Source organism: Chryseobacterium sp. TQ-BC-N36 (assembly GCF_058382295.1).
Window position 1 is genome coordinate 2,905,717 of sequence record NZ_CM178175.1, and the last position, 13,174, is coordinate 2,918,890.

At 38.0% G+C, this 13,174-nt stretch carries 12 protein-coding genes; 8 read left to right on the top strand and 4 right to left on the bottom strand.

The window, feature by feature from the left end; genetic code table 11:
* Positions 1-107: 107 nt before the first annotated feature.
* Positions 108-701, top strand: a complete 594-nt coding sequence (locus AC3FI7_RS12900) for an acyl carrier protein phosphodiesterase (RefSeq protein ID WP_142723818.1) — start codon at positions 108-110, stop codon at positions 699-701.
* Here the strand turns inward: AC3FI7_RS12900 and AC3FI7_RS12905 are convergent.
* Together AC3FI7_RS12905 and AC3FI7_RS12910 are read right to left on the bottom strand one after the other, a co-directional pair.
* A complete protein-coding gene (locus AC3FI7_RS12905) occupies positions 698-1,213 on the bottom strand; it encodes a DUF6702 family protein (RefSeq protein WP_491460261.1) in 516 nt (171 codons plus the stop codon). The genes AC3FI7_RS12900 and AC3FI7_RS12905 overlap by 4 nt on opposite strands.
* Before the next feature lie 83 nt (positions 1,214-1,296).
* A complete protein-coding gene (locus tag AC3FI7_RS12910) occupies positions 1,297-4,515 on the bottom strand; it encodes a S8/S53 family peptidase (protein WP_491460262.1) in 3,219 nt (1,072 codons plus the stop codon).
* 149 nt (positions 4,516-4,664) lie between these two features.
* Between AC3FI7_RS12910 and AC3FI7_RS12915 the strand changes: the two genes are divergently transcribed.
* The 5 genes from AC3FI7_RS12915 to AC3FI7_RS12935 all read left to right on the top strand — a co-directional run bounded on the left by AC3FI7_RS12915 (position 4,665) and on the right by AC3FI7_RS12935 (position 9,133).
* Positions 4,665-5,243 carry a HupE/UreJ family protein gene (locus tag AC3FI7_RS12915; RefSeq protein ID WP_142723815.1) on the top strand — a complete coding sequence of 193 codons (579 nt, stop codon included), beginning with the start codon at positions 4,665-4,667 and terminating at the stop codon, positions 5,241-5,243.
* Positions 5,244-5,311: 68 nt separating this feature from the next.
* Positions 5,312-7,699 carry a M1 family metallopeptidase gene (locus AC3FI7_RS12920; protein WP_142723814.1) on the top strand — a complete coding sequence of 796 codons (2,388 nt, stop codon included), beginning with the start codon at positions 5,312-5,314 and terminating at the stop codon, positions 7,697-7,699.
* Positions 7,700-7,755: 56 nt separating this feature from the next.
* Positions 7,756-8,478, top strand: a complete 723-nt coding sequence (locus AC3FI7_RS12925) for a DUF3108 domain-containing protein (protein WP_491460263.1) — start codon at positions 7,756-7,758, stop codon at positions 8,476-8,478.
* Between the two features lie 148 nt (positions 8,479-8,626).
* Positions 8,627-8,764, top strand: a complete 138-nt coding sequence (locus tag AC3FI7_RS12930; RefSeq protein WP_172617029.1) for a hypothetical protein — start codon at positions 8,627-8,629, stop codon at positions 8,762-8,764.
* Between the two features lie 234 nt (positions 8,765-8,998).
* Complete coding sequence (locus AC3FI7_RS12935; protein ID WP_262497574.1) at positions 8,999-9,133, top strand: hypothetical protein; 135 nt, start codon at positions 8,999-9,001, stop codon at positions 9,131-9,133.
* Between the two features lie 54 nt (positions 9,134-9,187).
* Here AC3FI7_RS12935 and AC3FI7_RS12940 read toward each other — a convergent pair whose 3' ends face one another.
* Both AC3FI7_RS12940 and AC3FI7_RS12945 read right to left on the bottom strand, forming a co-directional pair.
* On the bottom strand, positions 9,188-9,886 hold the full coding sequence (locus AC3FI7_RS12940; protein ID WP_343659806.1) for a LytR/AlgR family response regulator transcription factor: 699 nt from the start codon (positions 9,884-9,886) through the stop codon (positions 9,188-9,190).
* Complete coding sequence (locus AC3FI7_RS12945) at positions 9,879-10,787, bottom strand: sensor histidine kinase (RefSeq protein ID WP_491460264.1); 909 nt, start codon at positions 10,785-10,787, stop codon at positions 9,879-9,881. Before AC3FI7_RS12945 ends, AC3FI7_RS12940 begins: the two co-directional genes overlap by 8 nt.
* A gap of 355 nt (positions 10,788-11,142) precedes the next feature.
* Here AC3FI7_RS12945 and AC3FI7_RS12950 point away from each other — a divergent pair, with 355 nt between their 5' ends.
* Together AC3FI7_RS12950 and AC3FI7_RS12955 are read left to right on the top strand one after the other, a co-directional pair.
* Positions 11,143-11,832 (top strand): DUF2490 domain-containing protein, encoded by a 690-nt coding sequence (locus tag AC3FI7_RS12950; protein ID WP_491460265.1) that lies wholly within the window; start codon positions 11,143-11,145, stop codon positions 11,830-11,832.
* Positions 11,833-11,856: 24 nt separating this feature from the next.
* On the top strand, positions 11,857-13,143 hold the full coding sequence (locus AC3FI7_RS12955; protein ID WP_142723810.1) for a CitMHS family transporter: 1,287 nt from the start codon (positions 11,857-11,859) through the stop codon (positions 13,141-13,143).
* The last annotated feature ends 31 nt before the right edge of the window (positions 13,144-13,174 follow it).

Genomic DNA, 13,174 nt, shown 5'->3' on the forward strand with positions numbered 1-13,174 from the left:
TTCGCAGGTCAATAGTCCATCTGAATGAGAATAAAAAAATTCACAAGCTAAGCGGATTCACTATTCTCCAGTATCAGACATTCACATTTAATTCATACCTTTAAGTTATGAATTATCTGGCTCATTCCTTTCTCTCTTTCACTGATGGTCAAATTGTTGGTCAGTTTCTGGAAGACTTCATCAGAAACAGAGATCGTTTTTCTTTTCCGAAAGATATACAGGACGGAATTACCCTTCACAGGGCGATTGATACATTTACCGATTCCCACCCGGCAATCCATGAAGCCAAAAAAGTTTTTGCTCCTTTGGTAAGACTGTATGCAGGTGCATTCGTAGATGTTTCTATGGATCATTTTGTAGCCAGAGACCTCTCCCTGAATTCTCTGGCTGAATGGAAAACCCATTCCCTTTATGTTTACAGTGTTTTGAATGCCCATCAGCAATGGCTTCCTGAAAACTTTAAAAGGATGCTGGTCAAAATGGAACAGGACGACTGGCTCTACAACTACCGCGAAGACTGGGGCATCAAATTCAGCATTCAGAATGTACTGAATAAAGCTAAATATCTGGATAAGGACATCCCTGTCTTTGAAGCTTTTTTAAAAAACAAAGATTTTCTTCAAGAGTGTTATCATGATTTTTTTCCTGATCTGCTTGCCCATACAAAAGGAATCAACGCAATGCTTCAGCTGGAAAATTAAAACTGTTTATAGAGATAACGGTTGGGATATGATAGTTTTTCACTTTTTCTTTCTCCACTGACAATAATATGGACTATATTGATCTGGTCATCAAAAAGGTTATACAGAAAACTTACTGCTGTCTCCACTTTTTTAGGAGTGGCCACCGGTTCAGATTCCATAAAAATATTTACAGATTCCTGGTCTTCTTCATACCCGATATAATTGACCTTTAAAAATTTATTGTCAGCTTTTAATTTGAAATATTCTGAACAGTACTTTTGCAGAGCTTCATTTAATCTTGCCTTATATTTCACATCATTGAAATGAAAAGCTCCGCCATATTTTTTCCCAAGACCATTCTCCATGTCGTCCAAAAAGAATCTTCCAGTCACTTCAAATGTTCTGGACTTTGAGTTATAATTAATTTCGACAGATCCTACATGATATGGGTGAAAAGCTTTACCAACCGAAAAGCTCTGAAAAACGACTGTTGTGAATAAAAGAAAACTCCAAAAAAACTTACCTGGCATGAATTATTTTATTTTACAGCAAATATAAAAAAAGCAACAGTTATAGAAACTGCTGCTTTTTATCGGATTTGATTGATAAAGAATTATTCTTTAATTACTTTTTTCGTAATTTTTGTGTTATCATCCAGCGTAACGGTAAACAGATAGATTCCCCTTACCAATTCTGAAACATCAATTTTGCCTGAATTGGCAGTAATCTGTACCGTCTTAATCAGCTTTCCTGAAGCATCATAAATGGTTACTGATCCTTTGGAATGTCTGCCCAGCATTACATTCACAAAATCCTTCGCAGGGTTCGGAGTAATATTTACTTCTGAGTTCACCTTAACATCTGCAGTTCCCAATGTGGTTCCTGTTTTAACAAAATATCCACCAAAACCTGTCGTCTGGAATGATACTTCCCAATACTGATAGGTGTCATTCCAGATAATATCTGCAATATCAGGAGTAATACTTGAAGCAGGCTCACCAAAAGAAGCTACGGTACCTGTAGTACTTGTTCCTGTATATTTTTCAATAATCAGATTTGCTTTGTTCGCAACATCGTTAGGTGAAGTAGGAAGCTTCACTCCATTGGTCAGATTATAGGCATCAAAATCGCTCTGCTTAAAGTATAAAGTCACTTTTCCGGTAGCGGTGGCGGCGTTTGTTTCAGGATTTATTTCATATCTTCTTGACACATAATTAGGCTGCGCGTTATCTACCCATACTTTTGAGGTCACATTTCCTGTCACCGTACTGCCGGTTTGTTTTTCAACCCTTGAGATCAGCTGGCAGCTGCTGGTAAAATAGTTATAGCCATTAACTGCTGCACTGGTCTTAGTTTGGTTGGAAGTTGCCAGGTTCTTTACTTCAGCCACATTTTCATATACTACAGCTCTCATTTTAAGGTCAAATGTTCTGGGAGTCCATGTGCTGCCATCTGTAGACGTTTTGGATCTGTTATTTACCACTGCATTTTCAGCTTTCATTGCAATTCTTCCTCCCAGGCCATTGACAACAATATAAAAATCTTTTCCTGTCACCGTTTGTACGTTTAAATCAGAAAGACTCACGTAGTTCCAGGTAAACCTCTGCGTACTGTTAAGCCATGAAGTAATTGTTTTAGTGGCTATAATATCTCCCGGATTCCCATTGGCATCCACTTTCCTGATCTGAATATCTACCGGAATATCAGAAGGGAGTGAAGTTCCTGTTAAGAATGAAAACCCTCCCAGTTTCCCTGTCAGAGTTGGGGTATATCTTACAGCAAGAGCTATATTATCAAAATAATAATTGGCTTCCGTATTCGCTATGATATAAGGTTCATCATATCCCACCGTTTCGAAATTGGATTTCACACACCCTAACTCATCGGTAACGGCTTTATAAATATCTAATTTACCATATCCCCATCTCAAATTTGGAACAGTTCCTGTAGCTCCATCCATTCTTGCGTTAGCCGTAAGACGTGCTTTCACCTGTGCCGCCGTCAACGCCGGATTGGCCTGAAGCAACAACCCTACAGCACCAGCAACGCCCGGTGAAGACATACTCGTACCCTGGTTTTTTACATAATAGCTGGTACCTGCAATAATATCCGTAGTTCCGGGAGAAGAATCACCTGATCGCGATGAAATCACATTCTGACCGGAACCTGCGATATCCGGCTTTTGAAAACCATCTACCCTGGGCCCCTGTGCACTGAATGACGATATAGATTCCTGTGGAGTGAGGGTATAATAGCCACTTGCTCCACTATACCAGCTTGCTCTTCCCATATATGACGCAACTGTAATGGCATTGGAAGCGTTCCCCGGAGATCCTACAATATATTCATTATCGCCATTTTGTAAAGTTGTAGCGACTCCCTGGCTGTACAGCCAGCCATGAGTAGTGATCTGCTGCGCTCCGTTGTTTGTAATTTCCAGCGTATAGTTTCCCTGAACATTGGCTGATCCGGAAGTTCTGGTGATAACCAGCTGAACATATCTTTTGTTGTTATCATTCCCCCAATAGTTATACATTGTTGCGGTAATGCCTCCTCCCAAAATGCTGTGAGGTGTAGTCGTACTTATATTCTGGGTATACTGCTGCCCGTCAGGAGTTGTCAGCTTTGCAGTGACAGGCGTATTATCATTGGCATACATAATAAACGAAAATACGGTTGCTGCAGAAGTATTGCTGGCAACAGTAAAAGCATAGGTCTGTGAAGCTCCGGCTGCTATATCAACTTTTCTGTGCAGATTAGCTCCATAGTCATTTCCTGCAGAAATAACCACTACTCTTCCCGGCCCTGAAGTGGTAAAATTATTAACAGCCACTTCGTGTGAAGAAGTTCCGTCATGTGCACTTGCCTGTCCGCCAATACTCATATTAACGACAATAGGCTTATTAAGTGCCGTAGCTACATTTTTAAAATAAGTTAAAGCATTGATCGTATTTGTTGTGGGAAAAGATCCGTTACCTCCTTTTACAAAGACAATATCTGCATCAGATGAAAATCCTTTATGTCTTTTATCTGTATAAGCAGACCCATTTCCTGCAGCAGTACCGGAAACATGGGTTCCGTGTCCGTTGATATCATTTTCACGTACAAATCCTGTTGGTGTTCCATCCAGTTCATCTTCAATCTGTGCTCTGGTATACTCTACACCTGTTGAAAATCCGGCAGGCGACGTCTCCCCTCCCTGTGCCGTTAAGGTCTGATCCCAGATCGAAACAATTCTGCTTTTTGTCTGATCATCAGCTTTTCTGAAATCAGGATGCTTCCAGTCTATTCCGCTGTCATAAATTCCTATCAAAACACCGGTACCATTATAAGCGGTATTATTAAAGGTTCCATCCTGCAACAGACTTGCTCCGGACTGAGCTCTGCTTACATCATTATGCAGCTCATCAAATGCGGGTCCCATAACAGAGGTAACATATGGCAGTTTCATTAATCTTTCAATATCCTCAATTGTGACCAGAGCTGTGGAAAAATCCGGCAAACTGCTTTGAACAAGTAAACCGTCAGCTTTAAGCTTTTTCGGCTCTTTCGTATAAATTATACATGAATACATGGTCTGGGCTCCCTTTGATGTCACCACTAAATGCCGGTCAAGTTTCATATCAGGACGTTCCAATTCCCTGACAGTTATTCCGTTAGCTATATTCTCTTTATTTTTTAATAAAAGCTCAAACCGGGAATCCAGTTTCTGAACCTGTGCATTAAAAGCATAAGAATATAACCCCAAAAAGGCGGCAGCGGCATTTCTCAGAAGCTTCGTTCCTCCAGGCGAAATGTTTACTTTTGTAGAAAATAATTTTTTAATATCCATATTACATTTTTTACAATACAATTATACAATTTTTATTTAGAACAGAAACAAAGTGTAGTATCAATAAAAAACACACCTAAAAAACCAAATCAACATAAATAATATAATATTTTAACAAAATATTCAAAATATAAAATATTTTAATCAAAATGCAGGATTTTCTTTTTTATTTAAACCTTGGATGGGAACATATTATCTCTCTGGACGCTCTTGATCATCAACTGTTTGTTCTGGCACTCATCGCTGTTTATTCGTACAGTGACTGGAAAAAAATCCTGATTCTTGTCACCGCATTTACAATAGGACATTCTATTACATTAGCTTTAAGTATTCTTGATGTTTTCAGGGTTCCTTCTGACTGGGTTGAATTCTTAATTCCACTGACCATTGTTCTGACTTCTCTGGATAATATTATCATGAAAAACAAGAAGCAGACATTGATGCGGGCCAATTATTATCTTGCACTCATCTTCGGCCTGGTTCACGGAATGGGATTTGCCAATACAGCAAGAGTAATGATCTCAAAAAGCCAGAGCATTGCCCTGCCATTGCTTGGATTCAATATTGGTCTGGAACTCGGACAAATTGTAATTGTTTTTGCAATTTTAGTCACTCTTTTTATTCTGCTTAATCTTTTTAAGGTAAATAAGAAAGACTGGATCCTGTTTGTATCTTCCGGAGTATTCGCTTTATCCTTAAAAATGACTTTGGAAAGAATTCCGTTTTAAAAGTTAAATATTTTCAATATTTAAACAGCTTATTATTATCTTTGATCATTAATAAATCATTTTCGGTTATGAAACTAAAAGTTGCCATACTTTCACTTTCTGTATTTGCATATACAGGTTTCACCGCACAAAATATTCAGAATAATCCGGGCAGCAATCACGGTAACAAGTTTGAGCAGCTGGGAACTATCCTGCCAACACCCAACATTTACAGAACAGCTTCAGGAGCTCCCGGTCATGGATACTGGCAGAACAGAGCTGACTACAACATCACTGCTTATCTGGATGAGGATAAAAGGAATCTGAAAGGTTCAGAAACAGTAACTTATTATAACAATTCGCCGGATGACCTCGATTATATCTGGCTGCAGCTTGATGAAAACGAACACTCAAGCATCAGAAATGCAGGATATGATACATCATCTGTTCTTCGCCCTTCAACAACTGACCAACAACTTAAAGCCACAGAACTTCCTGTAAAGGATAATGGCTACGGAGTCATTCTTGAAAAAGTAACGGATGCTTCGGGCACTCCGCTAAAATATACCGTCAATAAAACCATGATGCGTATTGATCTTCCTAAAGTTTTGAAAAAAGGGGAAAAATTCGTCTTCAAAGTAGACTGGAACTATAATATTTCCAACAGAATGAAAATGGGGGGCCGTGGTGGTTATGAAAATTTCCCTGAAGACGGCAACGACCTGTATACGATGACGCAATGGTACCCAAGAATGTGTGTATACAGTGACTTCCAGGGCTGGCAGAATCATCAGTTTACCGGAAGAGGAGAATTTGCCCTTGTTTTCGGAGATTTTAAAGTTTCAATGAATGTCCCTGCTGATCATATTGTAGGGGGAACAGGAGAATGTAAAAATTATGATCAGGTATTGACATCTGATCAGCTCTCAAGATACAGAAAAGCTGAAAATGCCTCTGAGCCTATTGAAATCGTAACATTGGATGAAGCTAAAAAAGCAGAAAAAAATCATTCAAAACAGAGAAAAACATGGGTTTTTGAAGCAAAAGATGTTCGTGATTTTGCGTGGACATCTTCCAGAAAATTTGTATGGGACGGAATGCGTGTCACAATTCCTGAAAACAATAATAAGGTGATGGCCATGAGTTTCTATCCAAAAGAATCTTACGGTCTTTACAGAAAGTTTTCCACAAAAGCGGTTGCCCATACAATCAAGACGTATTCAGAATTTACCATCCCTTATCCATATCCGGTAGCACAATCTGTGGAGGCTGCCAACGGAATGGAATATCCGATGATATGCTTCAATTTCGGAAGAACTGAAAAAGACGGAACTTATTCGGAAGGAACCAAAAACGGAATGATCGGGGTAATCATCCACGAAGTGGGTCACAACTTCTTCCCAATGATCATCAATTCTGACGAAAGACAATGGGCATGGATGGATGAAGGTCTGAATACCTTTACAGAATATCTAACAGAAGAAAAATGGGATAATAAATTCCCATCCAAAAGAGGCCCGGCATGGACCATCGTAGATTATATGAAACTACCGAAAGACCAGCTGGAACCTATCATGAGCAACTCTGAAAACATTGTTCAGTATGGGCCAAACGCATATTCCAAGCCTGCAACCGGATTGAATATCCTTCGTGAAACAATCATGGGAAGAGAACTTTTCGACAAAGCATTTAAAACCTATGCCAAAAGATGGGCATTCAAACATCCTGAACCTGCAGATTTATTCCGCACAATGGAAGATGCCAGTGGCGAAGATCTTGACTGGTTCTGGAGAGGCTGGTTCTATGGTACAGATCCTGTAGATATTGCTATTGATAAAGTAACAGTAGCTGTTCCTGATCTTGAAACCAATCCAAAAGCTGCTGCTGAAGTAAAATATCAGGTTGACAAACCATTGGTCAACAGTTTTGAAGATCTTTCAAAAATCAGAAACAGAGAAGACAAGAATATCAAATTCTATGTAGACGGAGATAAAGACGCTCAGGATTTTTACTACAGATATGACAGAGGCCAGGAAAAGGTAGATAACAACAAGGAATACACTATTAAAACAGAAGCCGGCCTTCCTTTAGATGCTAAGGACAAAGAGAAATTCAAAAATATTACCGCGTATCAGATTGATTTTGTAAACAAAGGCGGACTGGTAATGCCTATCATTCTTGAATTCACTTTTGAAGATGGCACTAAATTATATGATAAATCTGCAGCGCAGATCTGGAGACTGAATGAACAAAAAGTTTCCAAAACCTACTACTTTGATAAAAAACTTAAATCAATCCAGCTTGACCCTATGAGAGAAACTGCTGATATTGATACAACCAATAATTTCTGGAGCAGTACAGGATCCGGTACTGAAACTTCAAAATTCCAGCTCTTCAAACAAAAGCAGGATGGCGGACCGGTGAGAGGAGGTTCCACAGGAAAAGTCAACCCGATGCAGGCAGCAGGAAAAAGCTAAAAATCAAAAGGTTGTAACTTTTAACCAATACAGCACTACTTATTAGTAAAAAGATCATGAGAACATTTCTTTTCCTTTTGCTATTAAGTAGTGCTCGTTTTTTTTCGCAAACCCTGCTTACTCCTAAAAACGCAGACATTGATTCAAAATTAATCAAAGATGAAACTTCTGAAGCCGTATGGTATACTGAAACAGCCGGTACAAAAACAGAAATCGGAAGTATTGTTACAGAGCTCAAAAAACTGAACAAAACCGATCTTCTTATCCGAACAACCGTGAAGCTGAAGCAGGTACCGGATGCCAAATGGGCGGATTCTACTCTTGTCAAAATCTCGAATTTCAGCCCAGTATATCATTCATCCTACAATATGATGAGAGATATGGCACTTACATCCGGGAAAGATAAAGTCAGCGGATACTATCTTGATAAAAAGTCCCAGAAAAAAGATATCATAGATATTCCTGCCAATAATTATTTTGACAGCAGCAGCTATCCTATGCTGATACGCTTCCTGGCTTTAAAGGAAAACTATACTGCTGAGATTTCTATTTTTGATTACAATCCCAAATCTGAAAAAAAGGGAATAATGAAAGCCTACATTCTGGATACTCAAAAAGCAGAATATAAAGGGAAGCCGGTTTGGGTTGTAAAAACCAATGATGACATCAGTAGCCAAACCACGACAACTACCTATTATATTGATGCTGCAACAAGACAGATCATCAGACAGGACATGGATATGGCAGGGAGAAAAATGTCACTGGAAAGGGTTCAGTAAATTACGGCCAATACAAACGGCTGTATTCCGGATATAAAACATAACAGTCTGACTTAAAAATTTTTATATTTGAATCACCATAACACCAAATGTCAAAAACCTGATTGACTTTAAATGTTCAGGAACGTACACGTCAAAATATTAACTTATGAAAAATGCCAAATTATTAAGCAGAGATGCTCAAAAAACTGTCAATGGCGGAATTGCAGCAAGACTTGTATGCTGTGAACGCGACGACAACGGAAAATGTACTTTATGGATCGGGCCGGGACAAAACTGTCCTTAGTCCGATGATCTGATAACAATTTTGAATAAAGCCGGAAATTTCCGGCTTTATCTATTTTTTACCACACATCTTATTTATAGGCTGATAATCAAAATTTTATTAGGAAAAATTTCAATTAAAATATATCACATAATTAGGAAAAACAGTATCTTTGATTCACTTCTTTTACACCAAATGTCAAAATCCTGATTGACTTTAAATGCTCAGGAATGTACAAATCAAAATATTCTAACTATGAAAAATGCTAAATTATTAAGCAGAGACGCTCAGAAATCAATCAATGGCGGAGCAGCAGGACGTGTTTGCTGTGAATACAACTACAAAGGACAATGCATCCTGTGGATCGGACCGGGACAATATTGTCCATAGTTCAATCACATGATAACAATTTTGAATAAGCCGGAAGTTTCCGGCTTTTTATTTTCAGCTTAAATGTTCTTTTAAATTCTTTTTATAAGTTCTTCCCAAGGGAAGCTGATCTCCGTTCTTCAGGTATACATTATTTGAGTCGTAAGAATTGATCCGGTCAGACAATACAATATAAGATTTATGAATTCTGATAAATCCAAAATTCTGAAACTTTTCCTCAAAATTTGACATCCTGTCAAGGATCATATATTTCTTTAACGGCGTCATCAGCACTATATACTCCCCAAAACCCTGTATCCAAAGGATATCCTTCAGGAAAACCTTATTCATCACATAATTGGATTTGAACATGATATAGTCTTCCTGACGGGCATTATTTGCGGAGTTTTTAAACTGAAGAAAATCTTTTGCTTTGTTAACAGCTTTCCTAAAGGTTTCAAAATCTACCGGTTTTACCAGATAATGCACCACATCCAGTTCAAATGCCTTCACCGCATATTTTGATTCCAGGGTGAGAAAAATGCACAGTGGCCTCTCAGGAAGTTTCTGCAAAAGTTCTACCCCGTTCATTCTTGGCATATTGATATCAAAAACAACAAGGTCCACTTTATTTTCCTTAAGAAAAGACAAAGCTTCCTCCGGATTCTGAAATGAAGCCAGCAGCTCTACTTCTTCAAGCTGGTCACAATATTGTTTTACAAGCTGCAATGCAGGATATTCATCGTCTACATTAACGATAGTCAAATTAGCCATTCATATTAATTTTTAAAGTAATCTTATAGCGGTTATTTTCTTCCGCCCCGGAATGTAACTCATACCGGTCTGAATAAAACTTATCCAATATATGGATAACCGCTTCATTTCCTAATCCCTGATAACCTGTATCTACAAGCCCGGTCCTGCTTTCTGCCACAGAATTGATGATCTCAAAAAACAGTTCTGAATCTTCAATGATACACAACAATTTTATAAAACTGTTTTCTTCTTCCCCTATTGCAGAATGCTTTAAAGCATTTTCAAATAAGGTAAGCAATACGGAAGGCGGAATTTCCACAATATCAAATTCATCCTGATCCTGAATATCAAAAACAATATCAAGCCGGTTGCTGTATTTAAGCTGGTATAGAGCAGCAAGTGCTTTTAGCGAGGAAAATTCCTGGGAAATGCTTATCCTCTCCTTTCCGCTATCATAAATAATATACTGTAAAAGTTTACTGAGCTGCAGAATAGAATCCGGTGTTTTCTCTGAATGGGTAAAACTGTTGGCATACATATTATTAAGTGTATTCAGTAAAAAATGCGGATTCAGCTTAGACCTGATGAGATCAAGATAAAGCTGCTCTTTCTCTTCTCCAAGGTCAATCACATTCTGTTCTATTAAAAATTTGTCTTTGGTAATTCCCAGAAATGAGGCAACAAGAATCACAATACCCTGCGAAATATAAACATTATAGAGAAATCCCACATAATACCCTTCTCTGCTGAAATCTACCTTAAAAACGGCAGGCTCCCACAGAATCCTGAAAAGACTGGAGGTTAAAAAACAAATCAGAGCGTAGAGTATAAACTCCGGATATTTATTTGAAAGGTAAAAATGGGGAACCAGGTAATAATAGACCAGATAGTAAATTCCGATGTTAAAAAAAGTATTCAAAATGATACTTACCATCAATTCGGTGGAGTCCAGGAAGTAATTTTCGGTAAAATAAGTAATCAAAATGAAGATAAAAAAGAAAAAAATATGCTGAAACCTCAACAAAAGCTTCCAACGATACTCCATAAGGCTTCTTAGAATCTTATCATTAAACAAAATCCTGATTATCAGTAAAATAATAATAAAATTAATGATTAAAAACATAAAAACTGCCCTATTTTGAAGCGCATCAAATATAATATCTTTTTAACTCAAAATGCAGTTTGTTGATAAAAACTGTCATTGGTTGAAAAATTCCAGAGCCGCTCCTTCTAATAAATATATTTGAAAAAGTACAATATTAACCCAATATTATATGAAAATTAATATAAAATTAACCCTTATTTTATCATTATGTTTATTCAACGGACTTTACAGCCAGAGTAAAGATAATTACAATATGTGGTTTCAGTATCTGATGTCGGCCAAGATCACTGATAAAAGCACCCTTACTGCGCTTACCCAATACCGTTCCTTTGACCTTGCCTATGACACAAGACTTTTTCTGGTGAATGCCTATGTAGATTATGAAGTGGCTGAAAATATAAAGCCTGCTGCAGGAGCTATGTTTCTGATCCTTGAATCTTATAATGCTGACGATTCTAAAAAAATAAGATATGAAAAAAGACCTTTTCAACAGGTAACTGCTGATTATTATATTGGCAGAACATCAATATCCAACAGGCTTAGAGTGGAAGAGCGTTTTATCAGTAATCCGGATGAATTCGAAGTAAGAATCCGTTACCTCATTTCCGTCAGAATTCCTTTCAATAAAAAAGGAGAGAAAGAAAAACTCTATGGTATTCTGAAAAATGAAATCAGAATGAATGTGGATAAACTGGAACCTTTCGACAGCAATCGTATTACAGCAGGTCTTGGAATAAAAACAGGGAAAAACTCTGCTTTGGAATTTGCCTTCATCAATCAGATGGAAACCAAAAAAACAAGCAATTACGGATTTATAGGTTTCAGAAACACGTTTGACTGGAGAAAAAAGAATCAATAATCTCATTAACATTTACAACACACTATGCTTACATTTCTCGGTTTTTTAATGATTTTCATCTTCATGATCCTGATCATGAACAAAAAGATGACTCCCCTTACCGCTCTTGTTCTTATCCCCGTGCTTATAGCCGTAATAGCCGGATTCGGTCCGGATTTAGGAAAAATGATGAAAGAGGGAGTAAAAGAAATAGCCCTTACAGGAGTCATGCTGATTTTTGCCATTCTGTATTTCAGCCTGATGATTGATACCGGACTTTTTGAACCTTTAGTAAATGCCATATTGAAAGCTGTAGGTGATAATCCGGTAAAAACTACCATCGGAACGGCTATCCTTACCACTCTGGTCTCTTTGGACGGCGACGGTTCCTCTACCTATATTATCGTAGTAGCAGCCTTGCTACCTCTGTATAAAAAACAGGGAATGAATCCTCTTGTGCTTACCTGCATTATTATGCTGGCAGGCGGTATTATGAATATCCTGCCATGGGGAGGCCCCACTGCAAGAGTTATGAGCTCTCTGAAACTAGGTCATACAGAAATTTTTGTTCCTATGATCCCGGTAATGCTGATCGGAATTGTCTGGGTAATTATTGTTGCCTATATTCTGGGGGTAAAGGAGAAAAAAAGAATAAGTAAACACGGAAGATATACCCAATACAGCGGACAGGACATTGCAGGGGAGAACGATCCGGCATTAAGACGTCCCAAACTGATTGTTATCAATCTGATCCTGACTATTATTCTGCTTTGTGTCATGATTCTCGATATCATTCCTTTAGGAATTGCTTTTATGATTGCTTTCTGTATTGCTTCAGTAATTAATTATCCTAAACTGAAAGACCAGCAGAAAATCATTTCAAAACATGCAGGAAATGCTTTATCTGTAGCAGGAATGATCTTCGGAGCGGGAATTTTCACAGGAATATTAAACGGTACCGGCATTATGAATGCAATGGGAAACAGTATCATTGATATTATCCCTAAAAACTGGGGCGGCTACCTGAATGTAATTACTGCTATATTCAGCGTACCTTTAACTTTTTTCCTGACAAATGATGCTTACTATTTCGGGATATTACCAGTCATTACCGCTACCGGCCATCAGCTGGGCATTTCACCTGATGTTCTGGGACGAGCAAGCCTTGTGGGGCAGGCCTCTCATTTATTGAGTCCTTTGGTTCCTTCAACATATCTGCTGGTATCACTGGCCGGAGTTGAATTCTCAGATCATTTGAAATTCACTTTAAAATGGGCCATCGGCTCCTCTATTGTGATGCTGTTAGGAGCACTGATTCTTGGTATTATATAAGATTATTTCTATAATTTTTTGTATTCTTATC